The organism is Marinobacterium sp. xm-d-564 (genome assembly GCF_013283345.1).
Lineage (GTDB): Bacteria > Pseudomonadota > Gammaproteobacteria > Pseudomonadales > Balneatricaceae > Marinobacterium_E.
In genome coordinates, this window is the sequence record NZ_WBYO01000014.1 from 1 (window position 1) to 20,657 (window position 20,657).

General features: G+C 48.9%; 22 protein-coding genes and 1 pseudogene. 18 read left to right on the top strand and 5 right to left on the bottom strand.

Annotated elements, in window-relative coordinates:
• Positions 1 to 232, bottom strand: a pseudogene (locus XMD564_RS11345) (hypothetical protein); the annotation flags it as partial.
• Between the two features lie 201 nt (positions 233 to 433).
• On the opposite strand from XMD564_RS11345, the gene XMD564_RS11070 reads away from it, so the two are divergent.
• The 3 genes from XMD564_RS11070 to XMD564_RS11080 are packed head-to-tail and all read left to right on the top strand — an operon-like array spanning position 434 to position 2,460.
• Positions 434 to 784: a hypothetical protein gene (locus XMD564_RS11070; protein WP_173481103.1), complete on the top strand. Its 351-nt coding sequence runs from the start codon at positions 434 to 436 to the stop codon at positions 782 to 784.
• 10 nt (positions 785 to 794) lie between these two features.
• Positions 795 to 2,141, top strand: a complete 1,347-nt coding sequence (locus tag XMD564_RS11075) for a DUF3422 family protein (RefSeq protein WP_173484053.1) — start codon at positions 795 to 797, stop codon at positions 2,139 to 2,141.
• A gap of 1 nt (position 2,142) precedes the next feature.
• Positions 2,143 to 2,460, top strand: a complete 318-nt coding sequence (locus tag XMD564_RS11080) for a BolA family protein (protein WP_173508344.1) — start codon at positions 2,143 to 2,145, stop codon at positions 2,458 to 2,460.
• Positions 2,461 to 2,984: 524 nt separating this feature from the next.
• Here the strand turns inward: XMD564_RS11080 and aroA are convergent.
• Positions 2,985 to 4,262 (bottom strand): 3-phosphoshikimate 1-carboxyvinyltransferase, encoded by a 1,278-nt coding sequence (gene aroA, locus XMD564_RS11085; RefSeq protein ID WP_173508345.1) that lies wholly within the window; start codon positions 4,260 to 4,262, stop codon positions 2,985 to 2,987.
• Positions 4,263 to 4,432: 170 nt separating this feature from the next.
• Here aroA and XMD564_RS11090 point away from each other — a divergent pair, with 170 nt between their 5' ends.
• On the top strand, positions 4,433 to 4,669 hold the full coding sequence (locus XMD564_RS11090; RefSeq protein ID WP_173481099.1) for a YdcH family protein: 237 nt from the start codon (positions 4,433 to 4,435) through the stop codon (positions 4,667 to 4,669).
• A gap of 181 nt (positions 4,670 to 4,850) precedes the next feature.
• Here XMD564_RS11090 and XMD564_RS11095 read toward each other — a convergent pair whose 3' ends face one another.
• Positions 4,851 to 6,752 carry a 5'-nucleotidase C-terminal domain-containing protein gene (locus tag XMD564_RS11095; RefSeq protein ID WP_217362054.1) on the bottom strand — a complete coding sequence of 634 codons (1,902 nt, stop codon included), beginning with the start codon at positions 6,750 to 6,752 and terminating at the stop codon, positions 4,851 to 4,853.
• Between the two features lie 161 nt (positions 6,753 to 6,913).
• Between XMD564_RS11095 and XMD564_RS11620 the strand changes: the two genes are divergently transcribed.
• Genes XMD564_RS11620 through XMD564_RS11110 form a run of 3 tightly spaced genes read left to right on the top strand, consistent with a single transcriptional unit; the run spans position 6,914 to position 8,908 of the window.
• On the top strand, positions 6,914 to 7,987 hold the full coding sequence (locus XMD564_RS11620; RefSeq protein WP_173481098.1) for a HupE/UreJ family protein: 1,074 nt from the start codon (positions 6,914 to 6,916) through the stop codon (positions 7,985 to 7,987).
• A 58-nt stretch (positions 7,988 to 8,045) separates the two neighbouring features.
• Positions 8,046 to 8,510, top strand: a complete 465-nt coding sequence (locus tag XMD564_RS11105; protein ID WP_173481097.1) for a glycine zipper 2TM domain-containing protein — start codon at positions 8,046 to 8,048, stop codon at positions 8,508 to 8,510.
• A complete protein-coding gene (locus XMD564_RS11110; protein WP_173481096.1) occupies positions 8,510 to 8,908 on the top strand; it encodes a VOC family protein in 399 nt (132 codons plus the stop codon). The genes XMD564_RS11105 and XMD564_RS11110 overlap by 1 nt, the downstream gene beginning before the upstream one ends.
• A gap of 21 nt (positions 8,909 to 8,929) precedes the next feature.
• Here the strand turns inward: XMD564_RS11110 and XMD564_RS11115 are convergent, their stop codons facing one another.
• Positions 8,930 to 9,508 (bottom strand): YecA family protein, encoded by a 579-nt coding sequence (locus XMD564_RS11115; protein WP_173508346.1) that lies wholly within the window; start codon positions 9,506 to 9,508, stop codon positions 8,930 to 8,932.
• A 99-nt stretch (positions 9,509 to 9,607) separates the two neighbouring features.
• Between XMD564_RS11115 and recQ the strand changes: the two genes are divergently transcribed.
• From recQ to XMD564_RS11170, 11 genes are all read left to right on the top strand, one after another.
• On the top strand, positions 9,608 to 11,734 hold the full coding sequence (recQ, locus tag XMD564_RS11120; RefSeq protein ID WP_173508348.1) for a DNA helicase RecQ: 2,127 nt from the start codon (positions 9,608 to 9,610) through the stop codon (positions 11,732 to 11,734).
• A gap of 6 nt (positions 11,735 to 11,740) precedes the next feature.
• Positions 11,741 to 12,160, top strand: a complete 420-nt coding sequence (locus tag XMD564_RS11125; protein ID WP_173481094.1) for a YqaA family protein — start codon at positions 11,741 to 11,743, stop codon at positions 12,158 to 12,160.
• Complete coding sequence (locus XMD564_RS11130; protein WP_173481093.1) at positions 12,160 to 12,948, top strand: hypothetical protein; 789 nt, start codon at positions 12,160 to 12,162, stop codon at positions 12,946 to 12,948. Before XMD564_RS11125 ends, XMD564_RS11130 begins: the two co-directional genes overlap by 1 nt.
• Positions 12,949 to 13,027: 79 nt before the next feature.
• Complete coding sequence (gene ttcA / locus XMD564_RS11135; protein WP_173508347.1) at positions 13,028 to 13,960, top strand: tRNA 2-thiocytidine(32) synthetase TtcA; 933 nt, start codon at positions 13,028 to 13,030, stop codon at positions 13,958 to 13,960.
• 291 nt (positions 13,961 to 14,251) lie between these two features.
• Positions 14,252 to 15,592, top strand: coding sequence for a sulfite dehydrogenase (gene soxC, locus XMD564_RS11140; protein ID WP_173481091.1), 1,341 nt, complete (start codon positions 14,252 to 14,254; stop codon positions 15,590 to 15,592).
• Entirely contained in the window at positions 15,576 to 16,604 is a 1,029-nt protein-coding gene (locus XMD564_RS11145) for a c-type cytochrome (RefSeq protein WP_173481090.1), read from the top strand. The genes soxC and XMD564_RS11145 overlap by 17 nt, the downstream gene beginning before the upstream one ends.
• 82 nt (positions 16,605 to 16,686) lie before the next feature.
• Positions 16,687 to 17,043: a sulfur oxidation c-type cytochrome SoxX gene (soxX, locus tag XMD564_RS11150; protein WP_173481089.1), complete on the top strand. Its 357-nt coding sequence runs from the start codon at positions 16,687 to 16,689 to the stop codon at positions 17,041 to 17,043.
• A 31-nt stretch (positions 17,044 to 17,074) separates the two neighbouring features.
• Positions 17,075 to 17,527 carry a thiosulfate oxidation carrier protein SoxY gene (gene soxY, locus XMD564_RS11155; protein ID WP_254442920.1) on the top strand — a complete coding sequence of 151 codons (453 nt, stop codon included), beginning with the start codon at positions 17,075 to 17,077 and terminating at the stop codon, positions 17,525 to 17,527.
• Between the two features lie 27 nt (positions 17,528 to 17,554).
• Positions 17,555 to 17,866, top strand: a complete 312-nt coding sequence (gene soxZ, locus XMD564_RS11160) for a thiosulfate oxidation carrier complex protein SoxZ (RefSeq protein WP_173481087.1) — start codon at positions 17,555 to 17,557, stop codon at positions 17,864 to 17,866.
• A gap of 24 nt (positions 17,867 to 17,890) precedes the next feature.
• Positions 17,891 to 18,751 (top strand): sulfur oxidation c-type cytochrome SoxA, encoded by an 861-nt coding sequence (gene soxA / locus XMD564_RS11165; RefSeq protein WP_173481086.1) that lies wholly within the window; start codon positions 17,891 to 17,893, stop codon positions 18,749 to 18,751.
• An 11-nt stretch (positions 18,752 to 18,762) separates the two neighbouring features.
• A complete protein-coding gene (locus tag XMD564_RS11170; RefSeq protein WP_173481085.1) occupies positions 18,763 to 19,194 on the top strand; it encodes a hypothetical protein in 432 nt (143 codons plus the stop codon).
• A gap of 207 nt (positions 19,195 to 19,401) precedes the next feature.
• Here the strand turns inward: XMD564_RS11170 and XMD564_RS11175 are convergent, their stop codons facing one another.
• Complete coding sequence (locus tag XMD564_RS11175) at positions 19,402 to 20,298, bottom strand: prenyltransferase (protein WP_173484050.1); 897 nt, start codon at positions 20,296 to 20,298, stop codon at positions 19,402 to 19,404.
• Between the last annotated feature and the right edge of the window lie 359 nt (positions 20,299 to 20,657).

Consider the following 20,657-nt stretch of genomic DNA (forward strand, 5'->3'; position numbering starts at 1 on the left):
CCGTATGCCCCATAGCTGTGAACTTCCGAGCAAAATGATTTGCTCCACCACAAGCTTCCATAACTACTGTGCAAGGCTGTAAGTTCGATACGTATTGAATAAGCTTCGATCGATTTACCGGCTTTGAGTGTATCTTCACCCCTGATCGATCTGCCGCATGGATATGAAAACTCGTTTTCGCCAAATCAATTGCTAGGGTATGTACTTCTGCGTTTGTTATAGTCTGCGTCATGGTCCGTCTCCTTTGGATAAAAGTGTGGTAACTAATATCCTGGCACATTGTGATGCCGTTTAAGAAGCGGGACGGACCATCCCATTAGACCCCTTTTTTTTGTTCCTTTTCCACTCAGCGAAATCTACTAGTGCTCCCTTTGTGCAACTGCGGTATAGTCAGGTTATATGGTTATAAGTAAATCTATGTATTGGAGAGTCTATGCGTTTGATCAACCGCTCGGGTATTAGCATTAAACCCAAGGCTCCTTTTCATGAGTGGCTTTTGGCGGGCTCAGAAGAGCCGGTTCCTTCACTAGAGGAGCTGCGCAGTGAAGCCAACCTCTACCTCTTTGATGAGGTCGATTCTGATGAGGATTTCACCTCAGAGATTGAACAGCACTGGTTGACGATCTTTGAGAACGAACTCTCTGCCTGGGATGAGTTTCAGGATTTTTGGCCCAAACCGCTCTCGCTTGATCTCTTTAAGAGTTGGTTTGACATCGATTTACAACTGATGAGTTTTGATTTGAGCGATCAGCCCCTGATGCGGGCTAATCTGGATATAGAGTAAGGAGTCTCTGATGGTTGTCGCACAGCAGCAACACGGATTGGAATGGCATGAAGACCGTGATTGGCTCTATGACGAGCTGCACTCGCGCCCGTTCCAGCGCATTTCAGGGGATGCCAGTATTACCCACATTGCGGTGCTGGCAAACCAACAGGAGCGTGCCATTCAGAGTCAGCACATCCAGCGCTTGCTAGATACCCTCAACATCGAACACGACGGAGTGGATCAGGCGTGTAATATCTACACAGCGGGCGATCTGCGCATCCGTTGGGAGCAGCATCTCGAGTTTACGTCACTGACCATCACCGATTCACGTGAAGGGGTAGCGTCGACACAACCCTTTTTCACAACGGCGTTGGATCGACTGCCAGACGGCTGGTTAAGTAACTACCCAGGTAAAGCGGTAGCCGCTTTTCATATGCGCATTCAGAACATTCAGGGTGATGAACTACCAGAGCCCAAAGATGTTCGCTCTCAGCTCGATGATATGCAGATGATCGGCAGTCTGCCACAGAATGGTGCAGCACAAATCTGGACGACATTTAGAACGCACAGCGACAACTTTGGCCGTTTCCTAATCTTCAATAACAGCATGTCGAAAGGGCAGATGGGCCGAATGGTGCAGCGTGTAATTGAAGTTGAGACCTACCGTTTGTTAGCGCTGCTCGGTCTTCGCGAAGCGCGTAAGCTGTCACCGGTTGTTGCTGATATGGATAATCGAATGGCCGATCTGACGCGTCGCCTGTCAACGGGTGATAACTCAGATGACAGTCAGCTTTTGACAGAGCTCATCAACCTATCGGCCGATATTGAAGCTGAACGTGCGAGAACCACCTTCCGTTTCAATGCTAGCCGCTCATACCATGATGTTATGGCGGCACGATTGGATGAATTGCGTGAGGATGAGGTCTCTGGTCACCTGACCTTGAAAGAGTTTTTGATCCGTAGATTGACGCCTGCTGTGCGTGGCTGTGAGACCATGCACAATCGACTCGACGACCTATCGCGTCGAGTAAACCGCGCAGCCGATATGATGCGTACCCGAGTTGAGATGGCGATTGAGAACCAGAACCAAGAGCTACTGAGCTCCATGGATCGTCGATCCAAGATACAGCTAATGATGCAGCATACGGTAGAGGGTCTGTCGGTTGCTGCGATCAGCTACTACGCAGTTGGCCTAGTCAAGTACCTCATTGATGCGGTGCATGGTGCCGGTGTCGATTTCGATAAGAGTCTTGCGACCGGGGTCTCTGTCCCACTGGTGATTGGTGCGGTATGGTTCATTACTCGTAAAATTCAAAACCGATTTAAGAAACTCGCTGAAGTGAAAACCGAATCAACAGCGAAAGGGGATCAGTAAGGTGTCAGTAGAAGATCAGATCCAAACCCTTCTCAATGAAGGCCTTAATCTAGTTCACATGGAGTTAGAGAACGAAAGCCACATGCACGGTGGTAACCGTTTGGATACTCACTTCAAGCTCGTTGCGGTTAGTGATGACTTTCAAGGTAAACGCCTAATTCAGCGCCATCAAACCATTTTTGGCCTGCTGTCAGATCTTATGCAAAACCCCATTCATGCACTCTCAATGCATCTATACACCCAAGCAGAGTGGACCGAAAAGTCCGGTTTAGTCCCGGCGAGTCCTAAGTGTATGGGTGGTTCAAAGCAGGATAAGTAGTGTTTCGGTGACAGGCCTTCAGCCTGTCATCCGCAGGTTAGCTTTACTACCTTTCTGGAAATCGCTGGGAAAGTGGATGTCAGGCTAAAGCCAGACACCGGTGCTAATAGCTAAATTCACATTAAGACCTATCGCGGCCTTTTCTAGACCGCTCCAACAATGTGCCTGACTCAAATCTCGTGCCAATCGTCCACGTCCGATCGAGAGTGAGTACGATGATTTTTTACGGTTAAGAGTTCAATCGGCTGAGGCCGGGATGGCCGAAGTCTGCAACGGAGGCAGGAGCCGACTTATTGCCATGGAAGGCATGTATTCCGTTAATGCAGGAGCAATTAACGGTTTGCAGTGTCCTATTGGACTTCAGTGAAAAATCATTGAACGGAGCGTGCCGCAGGCCGAGTGAGCGTGGTCAGTTTTTGCTTACTTTTTGCTGACCAAAAAGTAAGGCTGGCCGCCTTTAGGCGAGTAGAATGTTTTAAAGTAGAGGTGACAGGCTGAAAGCCAGTCACCACCTAAAGGGCAGGTTACTTCGTAACCTCAGCAAACAGATCAAAATACTCTGGGAAGGTTTTGCTGGTACAGCCCGGGTCATTGATGATGATCTCGCTGTTGCCGAACGAGGCGAGTGAGAAGCACATGGCCATGCGGTGGTCGTCGTAGGTATCGATCGCGGCGCTCTGGATTTCGGCTGGTGGTGTAATCTCGATGAAATCTTCGCCTTCCACCACTTCCGCACCCACTTTACGCAGTTCGGTTGCCATTGCGGCTAGGCGATCGGTCTCTTTGACGCGCCAGTTGTAGACATTACGAATGGCTGAAGGGCCTTTTGCGAACAGGGCGGTTGTGGCAATCGTCATTGCAGCATCGGGAATGGCGTTCAGATCCAGGTCTACACCGTTCAGTTCGCCTTTAGAGACCTCTACCCAAGTTGGGCCATAAGTGACCTTAGCACCCATCTTACCGAGCACTTCAGCGAAGGCTTTGTCGCCTTGTACCGATTCAGAACCGACGCCGTAGACGCGAATCGTTCCGCCAGCAATAGCCGCTGCAGCTAGGAAGTAGGAGGCTGATGAGGCATCACCTTCAACCATCACTTCACCGGGCGACTGGTAAGTCTGTCCGGCTCTAACGACAAAGCTCTGGTAGTTGTTGTTCTCGACCTCAACACCAAACAGCTTCATCGAGTGCAGGGTGATATCGATGTAAGGCTTAGAGACCAGCTCGCCATCGACAACGATCTCTAGATCCTGCTGTGCCATTGGAGCGGCCATCAGTAGCGCAGTCAAGAATTGGCTCGAGATGTTGCCTCGAATCGATACTCGTCCGCCTTTTAGCTGTTGAGCGTTAATCTTTAGTGGCGGGTAGCCTTCATCTTTTAGGTACTCAATATCAGCGCCAATTTGACGCAGAGCATCAACCAAGTCCTCGATAGGACGCTCGTACATGCGAGGTTCACCGGTCAGTGTGAACTCACCTAAACCAAGGCACAGTGCGGCGGTTAGTGGGCGCATTGCAGTACCGGCGTTGCCCAGGAACATCTCAGCACTTTGCTGCTTGAAAGGACCTGCCACACCGGTGACAACGCACGAGCGACGATCATCAGCTAGCTCATAAGAGACACCCAACGTTTTTAGTGCATTCAGCATGTGGGTAACGTCTGCGCTGTCTAGCAGGTTGGTTACCTTGGTTTCACCTTCCGCCAGTGCAGCTAGAAGAAGAATTCGGTTTGATAGGCTTTTTGAGCCTGGCAGTTGAACGTCACCGTTTGCAAAATCGCGAGGTTGGAGTGAAAGAGTTTCCATAATCTTAAAAGTGTAGTTGATCGCCAAAAAAGGATCGAAAAAGGTACAGGTAAACGCCTGTTAAGTCCATTGTTCAGAGAGATTCGTTTTAATTGATTTCAATCAATGGACGATGGAGAAGAGTAGGGCATATTAGAACCATCAACACTGTATGGAATTAGGAGTAAAAAATGATCGGAGAACACCACGATCTAGTTCATGAACTTCCAGAGTACCGCGAACGTATTCATGAGCTTAAAACATCAAACAACCACTTCTCTCGTCTGTTTGATGAGTACCACGAAATTACTAAGCAGGCTGAGCTTGCTGCAGCTGAAGTTGAACCGACCACGACCAGTCGTGAAGAGGAACTTAAAAAGCGTCGTCTTGAACTGAAAGATGAGCTTTTCAAAATGCTTCAGGGTTAACCCTTTTCATTGTCCTTTCGTTGCTTGAACGTTACCCGTCTTTTTAGGCGGGTTTTTTTTTGCTTCAATTTTTTGTTGGAGCGATCTTAAAAAGGTCGCGATATTCTGAACTGCTATTTGTCCAGGTTTCTCATAGCAATAAAAAACCCGCACTAGGCGGGTTTTTTAATGGGGTAGGCTGTTATGCCCAATCACCTGGGTAGTCAGCGAAACCTGGGTTGTCAGAGACACCCACCACTTTAGGGTTGTTCACCTTAGGTAGTTTGATCACCATGTTCTCATCGCGTTCTGCTTTTAGGTAGTCAGCAATGATATCCCAGAGTAGTCGACCCTCTGGTGTGCGGTTAACAGTTGCCCAACCAGAGACGCTGTAGTTCTTGTCATCAGCAATCACTTCACCGTTGTCTAGGCGTACTTCAGAGATACGCTGGCCAAGTGGTTTGGTTGGATCGATGGTGTAGTCAAGACCACCCACGCGAACCATGTCGCCACCTGATTGTAGGTATGGATCTGGATCGAATAGGTTGTCGGCAACGCCTTCAAGCATCTCTTTGATCGCTTTACCAGTCATCTCTTGAACGTAAGTTTCAGAGTAGGTTGTTGCACACTGGCTCATGACATCTTCCATTGTGATCCACTCACCCTCTAGAGTAGTGGTACCCCAACGAACGCCGGCTGATAGTGCGATGTCTGCCTTGTACTCCCAACGAAGTGCGTTACAGATAACTTGGTCCCAAGTGCCCATGAAGTTACCGCGACGGTAAAGAGTACGATCCGCTTTAGCCAGTTTCTCTTGAAGAATCTCTTCGAAGGTTTTGCCGACACGGATTGGGTTGTTCTGCCACTTCTTGTTACGCGCTTCGATGATGTTCTCATCGTAACGACCTTGGCGCATCTGGTTGATGTACGCTTCCATCTCACCGTCAGCTTCAAGCCAATCAGAGATAACAGGTAGCTGTTTGTAAGTCATGTTGGTGATCTGGCCATCTTCGATCGAGAAGTCCATACAGCCGACAAACTTACCGTTTGAACCTGCGTTGGTTACCCAACATTCGCCACCGTCAACGTTCTTAACTTTGATCGGTTGTGGAACACCATCGTGAGTGTGACCGCCGAATACAGCATTCAGGCCAGGAACACGTTCAGCCATCTTGATGTCGACGTCCATACCGTTGTGCGATACAAGAACAACCGCGTCTGGCTGCTCCTCTTCACGGATCTGCTGAACAAGCTCGATCATCTCTGGTTCACGAAGACCGAAAGACCAGTCTGGGAAGAACTCTTTAGGGTTGGCGTTTGAGGTACGTGGGAAGGCTTGGCCTACTACAGCGATACGCTTGCCGTTGATCTCTTTAATCACGTATGGCTGGAACGCATGACCCGTATCTTCGTCGTACAGACCACGGCCATCGAAACGCTCAACCATTTCGTAGTACTCATCACCAAACAGTGAGTCTTCTAGTACTTTAACGTTCTGACCGATGAAGTCGCCTTTGAACAGAGCAACGTTCGAAAGAACTTCCTCTTCACGGTAGGTGAACTCCCAGTGACCGACCATGACGTCGATGCCAAGAATGTTAGATGCCTCAACCATGTCGACACCACGTGTCCACAGTGAAGTACCCGATCCCTGCCATAGGTCACCACCATCAAGGGTTAGTGTGTTTTGGCGTCCGCCCGCTTGATCGCGTAGACGATCTAGAAGTGTTTTAACGTGTGCGAAACCGCCCGTACGACCGTACTTCTTAGCTTCTTCTAGGAAGTTAAGGTAGGTGTATGCGTAAGCTTCAGGAGAGTTCTCTGAAAGACCCATCTCCTTAAGGAAATTTTTGCCGACAACGTGTGGTGGACGACCAAATGCATCACCGACACCAAGGTTGACGTTTGGCTCACGGAAGTAGACAGGCTTTAGCTGGCCGTGAACGTCTGTAATGTGAAGGATACGAACATCACCTTCCATTGGAACATCATAAAATCCGCTTGGAGCAGTGTTGCTTGCTAGCGCGCGAGAAGTGTAAATTGCTGGTAGGCTTCCTGCTGCAGCAGCGGCGGCCATAGCCTTCAATAGTTGACGACGATTCATAGTTATCTTAGTTTCCCACTCTTCTTAAAGGGCCCACAGGCTGAAATCCACCAAAAGCACGCATGCTTATTACTAGAGACATACCAGTGAGACTAATTCCAGGCATTTTCGTTATATGCACATTAGTTACATCCTTATTCTACCCAGTTAGGGCTGATGTTGTGAAGCCTGCATTGATAGAGATCTCTGCAAATACGACTGAAGTGGTAGAGATTGAGATCCGTGCCAGCCTCGAAGCACTTCTGACCGGTATCAATGGACAGTATCGAAACACTCAAGAGGCGCCTAACTCAGATCAATACGACCATTACCGTGCAATGGAGTCGGCAGAGCTTGAGGCGGAGTTTAAAAAGTTCATGCCGACGCTCCTAGAGGGTGTTGAGTTGAAGCTTGATGGAACGCCCGCTGAGTTGCAGCTAAAAGAGCTAGTCGTGCCACCCCCAGGCTATACCAAGGTGCCTCGCAATAGTGTGATTATCTTGAAAGGGCGAATCCCCCGGGAGACTCAAAGTCTAACCTGGTACTACCCCATGGCGTTTGGCGATCATGCGACTCGAGTCAGACAGGTAGATGAGGCCAATAACGAGTGGCACTGGTCGTCACACCAGTGGGTAAAAGAGGATAAGCCAACTGAACCGTTCATGCTGAATGAGGTGTTTGCCAAACCGAGTTTTGCGCAGGTGGTGAAAACTTACACCCTAGGTGGTTTTCAGCACATTCTTCCCAAAGGGTTGGATCACATCCTGTTCGTACTGGGGATCTTCCTACTGAGTCGTCGTTTAAAGCCGATTGCCCTACAGATTACGATGTTTACCATTGCCCACTCGATTACCTTGGCAATGGGTACTTTGGAGATTATTTCGATCTCGCCTCGTATCGTAGAGCCTCTGGTTGCGTTATCGATCGCCTACGTTGCTATAGAGAATCTTTTCTCATCCAAAATTAATCGTTTCCGTCTTCCCGTCGTGTTCGGTTTCGGTCTGCTTCATGGTCTCGGCTTTGCCACCATGCTGTCGGAGTTTGGGATGCCGACGGATGATTTTGTAGCTGCGTTATTAGCCTTTAATGTTGGCGTTGAGTTGGGCCAGCTCGCCGTGGTGTTGATTGCCTATTTTGGTGTCGCTTACTGGTTTAGCTCAGAGAAACTCTACCACCGTATTGTTGTGGTTCCGGCTTCACTGGTGATCGGCATCATGGGAATGATCTGGTTTGTTGATCGACTCGCCATTTTTTAATGCAGAATTCGTGCTTTCTGTCTAAGCTTAATCTATCAATAACGATTGGGAGTCTGTTATGCGAATGAATAGAGTGTTGATTGGTGCAGTGGCCGCAGTTGCATTAACTGGTTGTATGCAGCAGAACCTGCAAGGAACAGCCTACACCGCTGCCGATGCACGCCAGGTTCAGACGGTTGAGTACGCGACTGTCGAGCAGGTGACACCGGTGATCATTAATGGTGATCCTAACAATCCTGTTGGTGTGGGTGCTGGTGCTATTGTCGGTGGTATTGCAGGCTCAACCATTGGTGGCGGTAAAGGATCATCTATTGCGACGGTCTTGGGTGCAGTAGCCGGCGGTATTGCTGGTTCTAAAATCCAAGAGAACAGCTCACAAACTCAAGGGCAAGAGATTCAGTTGTTAATGGATAAGGGGGGTCGCATCTCCATCGTCCAGGGTGTGCAGAACAATCTCTTCTTCAGACCGGGCGATAAGGTTCGTGTGTTGCGCTCTGGCAATATCGTTCGTGTCAGCTATTAATGAAGCAGCCTAAGCTCAACTCGATTCATCACGCGGCGATTATCTGCAGTGACTACCAACGATCCAAGCAGTTCTACACAGAACTTCTTGGATTGACGGTATTGGATGAGAATTATCGAGCTGAGCGTGACTCTTACAAGCTTGATCTAGCGCTACCGGATGGTGGCCAGGTTGAACTCTTCTCAATGCCCGGAGCTCCGCAACGTTTGAGTTACCCTGAAGCTCAGGGGTTGCGCCATTTGGCCTTCGCCGTAAGCGATATTGAGGTGTGGGTCGAATGGTTGGCTGACAATGGGGTAGGGCATGAGCCGGTAAGGGTTGACCCCTATACCGGCAAGCGTTTTCTCTTTTTTGCTGATCCGGATGACCTGCCGTTAGAGTTGTACGAGCAGGCTTAACCGAATCCTTTGAAGAGAGGTTTACTTCTCTGGTGCGTTAAACAGTAGGTAGAGATCGATTAGGATTTCTGGGATCTGTTCACACATCTCTTCGCTCAGAGCGCGATCTTTACGAATATCTTTTACTTCACCTTCATCGAATAGATCGGATGCCACCATGATCGGTAGTAGGAGGCCGGCCACCGACTCTTCATCATCACTGAACCAGGCCTCTTCATTGCTGAATACGCCTTCCATAAAGGCTTCAGCCCAGAGTGTAATCTCAGGGATCTCATCCTCTTCATCGGCTTCAAGGCTCAGATCGCAGGGCAAGTAGATCTCTTGATCGCTGTAGAGATCGTTGGCGATGGTAGTGTTCAATTTTCTCAACAGGTTCTCTATTTCAGCCTGTTGCTCCGCGCTACTCCAGTTAGGCTTCTCGTCGAAGATGAGCGTCATCCAAGTCGATTCGTCGACTTTTTCAGGTGCGATGTTAAGAGCGCATAAAAGCCCGTGTGCACCGACTAGATCAAGAGCGGTCTCTGCCACCGCTTCAGAGTCTAAAAAGTTCTCTAGTTGATCCAGTTCGTCTTCGCTAATTAGAGCTACACTTTGATTCATTACTGTTTTCCATAGATTGAATCTTTTAATTGTACCCCTATCTCGATTAAGTGCCTATGTTTGAGTGACTTAATCCACGGCATATCCGATAATGAGCGCATGATTGAACAAGCCCGCCATCAACTGTTACACACCTTCGGTTTTAATGAGTTTCGTGACCCGCAGCAGTCCGTCGTAGAGACCCTGTTAGAGGGTCAGGATGCACTCGTGATAATGCCGACCGGCGGAGGTAAATCACTCTGTTATCAGCTACCGGCTCTTGTCAGATCGGGTGTTGGGGTGGTGGTGTCGCCACTGATCGCTTTGATGCAAGATCAAGTCAGTGCGCTGTCACAGTTAGGTATCCGAGCCGGATGTCTCAATTCGGCCATCGATTTTAACCAGTTACAGGCCACAGAGCAGGCGCTGTTGAATGGTGAGCTGGATCTGCTCTATGTCGCACCCGAGCGTCTTCTTCAACCAAGAACCCTGTCACTGTTGCAGCAATCTCAGCTTGCACTGTTTGCGATTGATGAAGCGCACTGTGTCTCGCAGTGGGGTCATGACTTTAGACCTGAGTATCTTCAATTAGGTTCTCTAGCGGAACGTTTCCCTAATGTGCCTCGGGTGGCACTGACTGCCACGGCGGATGCTCGAACTCAGCAGGAGATCATCGATAAACTGCAACTGCAGACAGGTCGTGTCTTTATTAAGGGGTTCGATCGTCCCAATATTCGCTATCGCATCATGCAGAAGGATCGTGCAAGGGAGCAGCTTCTCAACTTTATTCGCACCGAACATGCCCAGGATGCCGGTGTGGTCTACTGCATGTCCCGAAAGCGTGTGGAAGATACCGCCGCTTGGCTATCTGAAAAGGGCTTTAACGCTCTGCCTTACCATGCCGGATTAAATGCACAACTGCGTGAGCATCATCAGCACCGATTCCTGACGGAGGAGGGGGTGATTATGGTCGCGACGATCGCTTTTGGTATGGGGATCGATAAGCCCAATGTTCGTTTCGTGGCTCATCTGGATCTACCGAAATCGGTAGAGGCCTACTATCAAGAGACCGGTCGTGCCGGTCGAGACGGTGAGCCGGCCAACGCTTGGATGGTTTATGGCCTTCAGGATGTGATCTTTCAAAGGCAGATGTTGGAATCAGGGCAGGCGCCTGATGAGCAGAAGCGTATAGAGCGACAAAAGCTTGAGGCGATGTTGGGGCTGTGTGAGATCACCAGTTGTCGACGTCAGGTGTTGCTCTCCTATTTTGGTGAGACAGAGCACCAGCCCTGTGGTAACTGTGACAACTGCCTAGAACCCCCCGAGGTATGGGATGGTACAGAGGCGGCTCGGAAAGCGCTGTCGGCTATTTATCGTTCCGGTCAGCAGTTTGGCGTTAATGCGATTATCGAAATTTTACATGCGGAACATTCGGATCGTTCGCGTGATCGCGGTCTCGATAAGCTCTCGGTTTGGGGTATTGGTAAAGAGATCGATAAAAACACCTGGCGATCAGTGTTTCGACAGCTGGTGGCTCAAGGGTTGGTACAAGTATCTGCAGAGCATGGTTCGCTCTCCTTAGCTGAGAAATGCCGTCCGTTGCTGAAAGGCGAGACGGAGATCCAGTTACGCAAAGATAAACGCAAGTTGCGCACATCGATGGCCAGTGGGCGCTCTCGTAAACCAGAGATGCAGCTGGATGATCAGGACTTTAAACTCTGGGAAGGTCTCCGAGCCTGTCGTAAACAGCTCTCTGACGAACAAAATGTGCCACCTTATGTCATCTTCCATGATGCTACCTTGATGGAGATGGTGGAGCGCAAACCAACCTCGCTGATTCAGATGCGTCGTATATCTGGGATTGGTGATCGTAAACTGGAACTCTACGGCGATGCCTTCCTAGAGGTTATTAACGAGTCGCTCTCCAATGAACGCGAGAAAGAGGTGGATTACCAGAAGGAGGAGGTGCTACAGCTCTATCGTGCTGGCATGACCACCGATCAAGTGGCTAGGCAGGTTCATCTATCCGAACAGCAGGTGTTCAATATTCTGGCGCACTGGATCGCTTTGGGTGATCTCGCGTTAACGGACGTGGTTGAACTGCCTCCATCAGAGATCAGTCAAATTGAGCAGCAGATTTTGGAAAGCTCAAGTATACATGGCGCGTCACTCAAACCCGTTTTTGAGCACTTCTCTAACGTCTACAGTTTGGGCGTATTACGCTGCGTTCAGGCAGCAATGGAGTAGGGTTGAATGGCTTGGGAGTTACTGCTCGCTGCATTTATCTCTTCAACGCTTTTGCCCGGTGGTTCCGAGCTATTGTTGGCATGGTACGTTGCTGAAAACCCTGCGAACTTCTACCCACTTCTCTTGACTGCGATTGTCGGTAATTTGGCCGGATCGATGCTCTCCTTCTTTATGGGGTGGTTAATCGCTCTGAAATACCCTCTGACACTGTTGGACAAGCCACAGCATCAAAGAGCGAAACGCTGGATAGGGAAATACGGTGCTGTGATACTGCTGCTGGCTTGGTTACCTGTAGTGGGAGATCCGCTCTGTCTAATGGCTGGTTGGTTGCGCCTAAATCCGCTAAGCAGTTTTCTGTTTATACTGATCGGAAAGTCGATACGCTACTTTGTCATCGCATGGCTGGCGCTTGAGGTCGCTGTCTGATGTGGAGTTGGCGGACAATCTCCTATATTGCGCTGATGTTGCTGGCGCTCGTGTTGTGGCTCAATCGCTTGCAGAGTGAGTCGATAACGCCCGATTGGCAAGAGCCGGTCTCACTGCGAATCTATCCTGTGAATGCGGATCAAACGATCGCAACAGCAGAGTACCTTGCAACGCTATCTGATGACGATTTTAACGACATCGAGCAGTTCTTCTCTGATGAGTCTAGGCGCTACGGTCTTCCCCTTGAAAAGCCTCTGTCGGTCGAGCTCTATCCTGTGGTCACGTCACTTCCGCCTGAAGCGCCAGAATCTGCGAGTATTTTGGACTCTCTATGGTGGGGTTTGCGAATGCGCTTGTGGGTGGCTGGGAATGATCAGTTTGATGCGGATGACAATACTATTCGTGTCTTCATGAACTACTATTCACCAACGCTTAATAGCACCATGAAACACTCCTTGGGTTTGCAAAAGGGTAGGATCGGGCTGGTAAATGGTTTCGCGTCAGATCGTTTTCAGGGCTTGAATCACTTTGTAGCGGTCCATGAGGCGCTGCATACTTTGGGGGCTTTGGATCGTTATGATCCCGAAACCGCTGAGCCGGTTTGGCCGGATGGATTTGCCGACCCTGTTCAAGTGCCGCTCTATCCTCAATCTCGAGCTGAGGTGATGGGGGGTAGGATTCCGCTTGTGCCCGGAGTGGCTGTATTACCCTCCGATTTGAGTTTTGCTCACATAGGGCCCGCGACTGCCAGTGAAATAGGTTGGCTCGATGCGTTAGGCGATCAGTAAGGGCTGTCGCTTTGTTGCCTTTTCGTTATACTTGCGCCGCCATTTAACTAGGCAAAACATTATTTAGATCGGATAGACCATGAAAGACGACACCCAGCAAGATGAGCTCAATCGCAAGCAGAAGCTTCGCTTCAATAAGCTGCATAAGCGACTCAGACGTGAAATGGGACAGGCGATAGAGGCCTTCAACATGATCGAGCAGGGCGATAAGGTGATGGTCTGTCTGTCCGGTGGTAAAGACTCCTACACGCTTCTCGATATTCTGATCAACCTACAGAAAAGTGCGCCGATCCACTTTGATCTGGTTGCCGTCAACATGGATCAGAAACAGCCGGGATACCCTGAACACATTCTTCCAGCCTACCTCGACTCTTTAGATATTGAGTACCACATCATCGAGAAAGATACCTACTCGGTGGTTAAGTCGGTTATTCCTGAGGGCAAGACCACCTGTGGTCTCTGCTCGCGTCTGCGCCGCGGCACGCTGTATGGCTTTGCAGATGAGATCGGTGCCAACAAGATAGCGCTAGGACATCACCGTGATGACATTATTGAGACGCTGTTCTTAAACATGTTCCATGGCGGTAAGCTGAAGGGGATGCCGCCCAAGCTGGTCTCAGATGATGGAAAAAATATGGTGATACGCCCGCTGAGCTACTCGCGTGAAAAGGATATTGCCGAGTACGCTGAGATGAAGGGCTTCCCGATCATTCCTTGCAACTTGTGTGGCTCGCAAGAGAATCTGCAGCGTGCATCAATCAAAGAGATGTTGAACCAGTGGGATAAGCAGTTCCCGGGTCGTATTGAGTCTATGTTCAGGGCGATGTGCAATGTCGTCCCATCGCATCTGGCCGATGAGCAGCTGTTTGATTTTAAATCTCTCAAAACCGGATACGCTCACGGTATAGAGGATGAGTCAGCCATTCTAAAATTGACCACTTCACACGCCGATACAGTTGACAAACAGCCGGCCGTTCAGGTGGTCGAAAAGATAGAAATCACCTCCCTGTAAAACGCTGGAAATCTTCCAAAATCCCGGTTTTTATCATGTTGCACTGCACTAGTCCTTTAGGCTAATGCCGATCGCTTATTGATGGTCATAACTTTCCTATGTGCTAGGTTAATCCCTGTAGTTCCGAGGGTTTGGCTGTCATTTTGTTGTCACTAAACCGACTTATATCGATTCGTTATAGCTAAAAGTTTTATATAGCTATAATTAATTTGCATATATGGTGATTGGGAACGTAGAATTCGTTCCGCTAGAACTAATTTTGATAATTCACAAACAGCCGGGAGGCAATTGATGGCCAAAATCATCAAAGGGCCGACGACACGTGAGCTAATGTCCCAGCTTGCGAGCGAGTCAGAAGGACTCTCTACTAACGATCGTCGTGATTTTCTCCGCAAGGGTATCGCTGCTGTAGGCGGTGTTGCTGCTGCTAGTGTCGCAGGCACTGCAACGGCATCTGATGCTCTACTTAACTCAAACAACTTGCCACCAAATGAGCCAACTTGGGGTAAGCAGCTAGGTCACGGTGTTATTGAATACCCGTACGGCAACCCTTCGAAATTCGAAAGTGATGTTGTTCGCCGTACCGTACCTTGGTTGACAGCTGAGTCTATCTCTTCAATCTCAATGACACCTCTTCACGAGCTGAAAGGTATCATTACGCCAAACGGACTTGTGTTTGAGCGCTACCACGGTGGTGTTCCAACAATTAATCCTGAAGAGCACCGCCTAATCATCCACGGCCTTGTTGAGCGCCCACTGATCTTCACTATGGAAGATCTAATGCGCTTCCCATCTGAGTCGCACATCAAGTTCCTTGAGTGTCCAGCGAACGGTGGTATGGAGTGGCGTGGTGCGCAGATGGAAGCGCTTCAGTTTACACACGGCATGCTAAGCTGCTGTGAGTGGACAGGTGTTCCTCTACGCGTTCTTCTTGAAGAAGCGGGCGTTAAACCAGAAGGTAAGTGGGTACTTGCTGAAGGTGCTGACGGTGCGCACATGTCTCGTTCTATCCCAATCGAGAAGTGTCTTGATGATGCTCTGATTGTTTACGCACAGAACGGTGAGATGCTTCGTCCAGAACAGGGTTACCCAGTTCGTCTTCTTAACCCAGGTTGGGAAGGTAATACCTCTATTAAATGGCTTCGTCGTCTTGAAGTCGGTGATAAGCCTTGGCACCACCGTGAAGAGACGTCTAAGTACACAGACCTCATGGCTGATGGCCGTGCGCGTCGCTTTACATTCGTTCAGGAAACTAACTCGGTTATCACTAGCCCATGTCCTGAAAAACCAATCCTTAGCCCAGGCATGATCGAGATCGAAGGTCTTGCATGGTCTGGTCGTGGTAAGATCAAACAGGTAGATATCTCGTTCGACGGCGGTGTCTCTTGGACGCCAGCTAACCTGAAAGGTCTAGTTCTTGAAAAAGCTCTGACTCGCTTCAGTCTTGTGACTAAGTGGGATGGTCAGCCATGGTTGCTACAAGCGCGTGCGATCGATGAGACAGGTTACGTACAGCCAACACTTAAGCAGCTTCGTGAAGTTCGTGGTGTTGAGTCTATCTACCACAAGAACGCTATCCATACTTGGAAAGTTGCTAACACTGGGGAGGTTTCGAATGTTCAACTCTCTTAAGCCAACCCTAGTTGCTGCTGCAGTTGCCGGCTCACTAGTTGCTGGTTCTGTAAACGCGGGTGAATCATTCGGCTTCGGTCGTACCGCGACTGCTGAAGAGATCGCTGGTTGGGACATCGATGTACGTCCTGACGGTATGGGTCTTCCAGTAGGTGAAGGTTCGGTAGAAGACGGTGAAGGTCTTTACGAAGCTAAATGTGCTGTGTGTCACGGTCTATTTGGTGAAGGTGAAGGCCGTTGGCCAGTGCTTGTAGGTGGTCAGGGTACTCTTGCTCAGGACCGTCCTACTAAAACTGTAGGCTCTTACTGGCCTTTCGCTTCGACTCTTTACGATTACATCTACCGTGCGATGCCATTTACGGCTCCACGTTCATTGACTCCGAATGAGACATACGCAATCTCTGCGTACATTCTGTACATGAACGAGATCGTAGAAGATGACTTCGTACTAACAAATGAAAACCTTGCTGACATCAAGATGCCAAACGAAGAGAATTTCTTCGTAGATCCGCGTCCTGATGTTAAGAACACGCGTTGTATGTCTGACTGTAAAGATCCTAATGCGATCATGATCACCGGTACTATCGGTGGTGTAACCCCAGTCGGTCACTTCGTTGAAGGTGCTGACGGTCCTGCCGCTTCTCACGAAGAGCAACACGCTCTTGAGCAAGCGAAAGAGAAAGAGCGTCTAAAAGCACTGGGTGTTGAAGTTGAAGAGGAGTCTCACTCTGCTAAGCCTGCTGAGCTATCAGCTGCTGCTAAAGAGGGTAAGGCGACTTACGAAGGTGCTTGTGCCGCATGTCACGGTATGGGTATCGCAGGCGCACCTAAGCTAGGTGATCAGGCTGCATGGGAAGCACGTATCGCACAAGGTATGGATGTCCTAGTAGACCACGCGATCAATGGCTACCAGGGTGATAACGGCATTATGCCAGCGAAAGGTGGTCGTATGGACCTATCTGACGAAGCTGTCGCTAATGCGGTTGCCTACATGGCAGAATCTAGTCAATAATTGACGGATGGCGGGGCGGTTAACGCCGCCCTGTTTTTTATAATAACAAGCACGAAAGTGCACGATCACTGAAGGAGTGACCATGCGAAAGTTGATCTCAGCCCTAGCAGTTGCAGGTGTAGCATTCACCGGTTCTGCAGTCGCGGGTTCACATAGCGAAGCGATGATCAAAGAAGGCCAAGCAATCTACCACGGTAAGTCACGTGGTAACTGTGTTGCTTGTCACAACATTCAAGATCCTATTACCAACCAAGCTGGTAACCAGGGTCCTATGATTATTGCTATGAAAGCACGCTACCCAAATAAAGCTGAGCTTCGTGCTCAAATTTGGGATGCTACTGCGAAGAATCCTCTGTCTATCATGCCACCAATGGGTAAGCATAATATTTTGACAGAAGATGAAATCGACGCAGTCGTAGAATACATTTATCAGTACTAATTAGACTCGATTTAGGTGGAGTAAAATGAGCATGAATCGTCGTACAGTTGTAAAAGCGATCGCTGCAAGCGGTGCGCTAATCGGTCTAGGTGCAATGATGCCACGCGTGGCAGTTGCTGCATGGAATAAAGATGCATTTAACGCAAAATCACAAGCTGATGCGCTAAACGCACTATACGGAAGCGCTGCAGAAGCAAGTGCTGACGTAATGTTGAAAGCTCCAGATATCGCTGAGAACGGTGCAGTTGTACCTGTATCAGTTGAATCTAAGCTGGCTAACGTTGAATCAATGGCTATCTTTGTAGAGCAGAACCCAACGCCTCTAGCGGCTGAGTTCGGTATCCCTGCTGGTACTGCTGCAGACGTGTCTACTCGTGTACGCATGGGTAAAACAACTAACGTAACTGCAGTTGTTAAGGCTGGTGGCAAGACTTACAGCGCTACCAAAGAAGTTAAAGTCACTATCGGTGGCTGTGGCGGTTAATAAGCGGTTTAGATTAGGAGAAGTATAATGGCTAAGATTTTTCGAGTTAAAGCTAGCGCACGTGGCGGTAAAACTACCGTTAAAATGATGGCTAAACACAACATGGATACAGGTCTTCAGAAGGGTAAAGATGGCAATCTTATCCCAGCTAAATTCCTGGATACTGTGTCTGTTTCTCACGGCGGCAAAGTCGTGTTTGAAGCGAACCTAAACACAGCTATCTCTAAAAACCCATACCTAGCATTCACTTTCGAAGGTGGCGCTAAGGGTGAAGAACTATCTGTTGCTTGGTCTGAAAACACAGGCGCAACTGGCACCGAATCTGCAAAGATCAAGTAATTGATCTCTGCTTACGGAGGACGCATGAATATAATAAAAAGCACACTACTTGGTTTGAGTGTTGCAGCTGCTAGCCAAATGGCAATGGCAGCAACTACGGGAGCTACTGTCGCAACTGTCGATCCAGAAGCTGACCGCATTGCACTGCAAGAATATATGAAAAACCGTTTCCCAGACACTCCAATGAGTGAGTACGTAAACGGTATCTATGCTGTTGACGCTGCGTCTCGTGCGCAGTGGGAAGAGATTGAAGAGTTCCCTCCTTACGAGCTAGACCTCGAAAAGGGTGAAGAGCTATTCAATACGCCTTTCGCAAACGGTAAAGGTTACGCTGACTGTTTCGAGAACGGTGGTATTGGCATTCGTCAAAACTTCCCATACTGGAACGACGAGCGTAAAACAGTTGTAACTCTAGAGATGGCGATCAACGAGTGTCGTATGACAAACGGTGAGAAACCACTAGGCTGGAAGAAGGGCGCTATTGCAGAGATCTCTGCATACATGGCCTACACTTCACGCGGTAACGAGTTTGCAATTGAGATTCCAAACGATGAGGCGAAAGCGGCTTACCTAGATGGTAAAAAGTTCTTCTACTCTAAGCGTGGTCAGTTGAACCTATCATGTGCTGACTGTCATTTGACTGGTACTAACCGTTTGGTTCGTGCCGACCTTCCAAGCCCAGCGCTAGGTCACACTACACACTTCCCTGTAGTACGTTCTAAATGGGGTAACATCGGTACACTACACCGTCGTTACGAAGGCTGTCACCGTGACTCTCGTTCAGAGTACTTGAAGCCACAAAGCGAAACTTTCCGTAACCTTGAGTACTTCCAGACTTACATGTCTAACGGTCTCATCGTTAACGGTCCTGGCGCACGTAAGTAAGGGGCAAACAGATGAAAAAGATCATTTCGATCGCAGCTGTTGCTGCACTTACACTGAGCTCTATGGCTTCTGCTCAAAGCTTCAGTGAAGCATTTGATGCAGCTCGTGCCCTTCAAGGTGCTAACGGCACGTTTGAATGGAACGGCAAGAAGTACAGCACACAGACAATCGAAGAAGCTTTGGCATCGAAACCAGCTAACGCTGAAAATGCTCAAGCACTATTCGATGCTGCTAAGGCTAAGTACAAAGAGTCACAAGAAGCAGGCTTTGCTTGGCGTGATACTAAAAAGTACTTGAAAGAGTCTAAAGAGGCGATTGCTGCTGGTGAATTCCAGAAAGCAATGGATCTTGCTGCTCGTGCTCACTACCAAGCACGTAAGGGTGTAGAGCAGCGTGACTACGCTGAAAAACATTGGATTGATGCAGTTCCTCCGTTGAACTAATCATATTCCTTACAAAAACCCGGTTATTGTGCCGGGTTTTTTTGTGCCAAAATTTTATATGACATTTTGTGATTAGGTTATTGTTTTTGGTAATAATGGTGCTATGATACTTACATCTTTCCAGAGCGTGATTTATCACTCTCTTCTTGTGAATGATTTAACCGTTTTCGCAGTGATCTTTGGGGCCTTTGGCCCCATTTTTTTGCCTTAACTCCACATCATTAAGATCGATAACATCGTAGGTGTAGCCAGTGTGAGCGCAACATTGGGGCCCATCAATTGATTGAGTTTCGTCTGATTAGCGGCATTGTTTAAAACCAAAATAGAGAGCCTGATCGCGGCGGTTGAAACAACCACACCAACTAGTAGCCCAAATAGATCTGTTCCCATTGTCTGAATAAGCAGTACCATCCCAGCGATCATAACCGAGTTAAATAGGGTGTATACCTTGGCGCCGGTATGGCGTCCATAAGCGATGAGCAGGTGGTATCGGCCTGAGGCACTGTCTGCATCGATATCCGGGTATTGATTCAATAGCAGTAAATTGTTCACTAGACAGAATGGAATGATGGACGCCAGCACAGCCTGCTCTGCCAGACCGCCGGTCAGGCTAATGTGGGTACCCAAAACCATGATCGGCCCAAAGCCAATTCCCGCAGAGATTAGGCAAGCGATTGGGTGTCTGTTCAGTACCGGGGTGTAGGTTAAAACAATAAAGAGACCCAAAATCCCCAAAGGCATTAACAGAGCAAGGTTCTGTTGCATTAAATAGAGCCCAGACAGCGTGCACAGTGAAAGCAGTGTTAATGCGACACTTTTAACCTCTTTAGCAGACTCAGGATGGCTGGGAAGCGCACCACTGCCGCCACTGAAGGGGGTTCGATCAGTGGTTAAGTCTAAGCCTGAGCAGTAGTCATGGTACTCATTGAGCATGTTGACGCTTATGTGAGCCAATAGCGCAGTGATAAGAACTAGTGCAGCTAATCCAAGATTTATGGATGTGACCTGGCTCGCCGTTGCGATGCCTAACAAGACACAGACGAAGGTAAGGATTAAGAAGTTGGGTCGTGCAGTCGCAATCAGAGTGGCAATTCGACGGTTCACAGCTGGGAGCCTCTATAAGGTTGGTGTCCCTATTGTAGAATCTAGGCGAAGCCGAAGCGAATGTGATTGGATGGATGAGTATCGCGGCCTTTGCAAGACCGCTCCAACAGGATGCTTTTGTTGGAGCCTTATCCAAGATGAGGCGATTTTTTTCAGAGAATCGCGGCCTTTGCAAGACCGCTCCAACTGGATGCTTTTGTTGGAGCCTTATCCAAGATGAGGCGATTGGGGTCTAATGGGATGGTCCGTCCCGCTTCTTAAACGGCATCACAATGTGCCAGGATATTAGTTACCACACTTTTATCCAAAGGAGACGGACCATGACGCAGACTATATCAAACGCAGAAGTGCATACCCTA

Coding starts and splice junctions, on each gene's coding strand:
- XMD564_RS11070 (WP_173481103.1), top strand. CDS start 434: ATGCGTTTGATCAACCGCTCGGGTATTAGCATTAAACCCAAGGCTCCT.
- XMD564_RS11075 (WP_173484053.1), top strand. CDS start 795: ATGGTTGTCGCACAGCAGCAACACGGATTGGAATGGCATGAAGACCGT.
- aroA (WP_173508345.1), bottom strand. CDS start 4,262: ATGGAAACTCTTTCACTCCAACCTCGCGATTTTGCAAACGGTGACGTT.
- XMD564_RS11090 (WP_173481099.1), top strand. CDS start 4,433: ATGATCGGAGAACACCACGATCTAGTTCATGAACTTCCAGAGTACCGC.
- XMD564_RS11095 (WP_217362054.1), bottom strand. CDS start 6,752: ATGAATCGTCGTCAACTATTGAAGGCTATGGCCGCCGCTGCTGCAGCA.
- XMD564_RS11105 (WP_173481097.1), top strand. CDS start 8,046: ATGCGAATGAATAGAGTGTTGATTGGTGCAGTGGCCGCAGTTGCATTA.
- XMD564_RS11110 (WP_173481096.1), top strand. CDS start 8,510: ATGAAGCAGCCTAAGCTCAACTCGATTCATCACGCGGCGATTATCTGC.
- XMD564_RS11115 (WP_173508346.1), bottom strand. CDS start 9,508: ATGAATCAAAGTGTAGCTCTAATTAGCGAAGACGAACTGGATCAACTA.
- recQ (WP_173508348.1), top strand. CDS start 9,608: ATGATTGAACAAGCCCGCCATCAACTGTTACACACCTTCGGTTTTAAT.
- XMD564_RS11125 (WP_173481094.1), top strand. CDS start 11,741: ATGGCTTGGGAGTTACTGCTCGCTGCATTTATCTCTTCAACGCTTTTG.
- XMD564_RS11130 (WP_173481093.1), top strand. CDS start 12,160: ATGTGGAGTTGGCGGACAATCTCCTATATTGCGCTGATGTTGCTGGCG.
- ttcA (WP_173508347.1), top strand. CDS start 13,028: ATGAAAGACGACACCCAGCAAGATGAGCTCAATCGCAAGCAGAAGCTT.
- soxC (WP_173481091.1), top strand. CDS start 14,252: ATGGCCAAAATCATCAAAGGGCCGACGACACGTGAGCTAATGTCCCAG.
- XMD564_RS11145 (WP_173481090.1), top strand. CDS start 15,576: ATGTTCAACTCTCTTAAGCCAACCCTAGTTGCTGCTGCAGTTGCCGGC.
- soxX (WP_173481089.1), top strand. CDS start 16,687: ATGCGAAAGTTGATCTCAGCCCTAGCAGTTGCAGGTGTAGCATTCACC.
- soxY (WP_254442920.1), top strand. CDS start 17,075: ATGAATCGTCGTACAGTTGTAAAAGCGATCGCTGCAAGCGGTGCGCTA.
- soxZ (WP_173481087.1), top strand. CDS start 17,555: ATGGCTAAGATTTTTCGAGTTAAAGCTAGCGCACGTGGCGGTAAAACT.
- soxA (WP_173481086.1), top strand. CDS start 17,891: ATGAATATAATAAAAAGCACACTACTTGGTTTGAGTGTTGCAGCTGCT.
- XMD564_RS11170 (WP_173481085.1), top strand. CDS start 18,763: ATGAAAAAGATCATTTCGATCGCAGCTGTTGCTGCACTTACACTGAGC.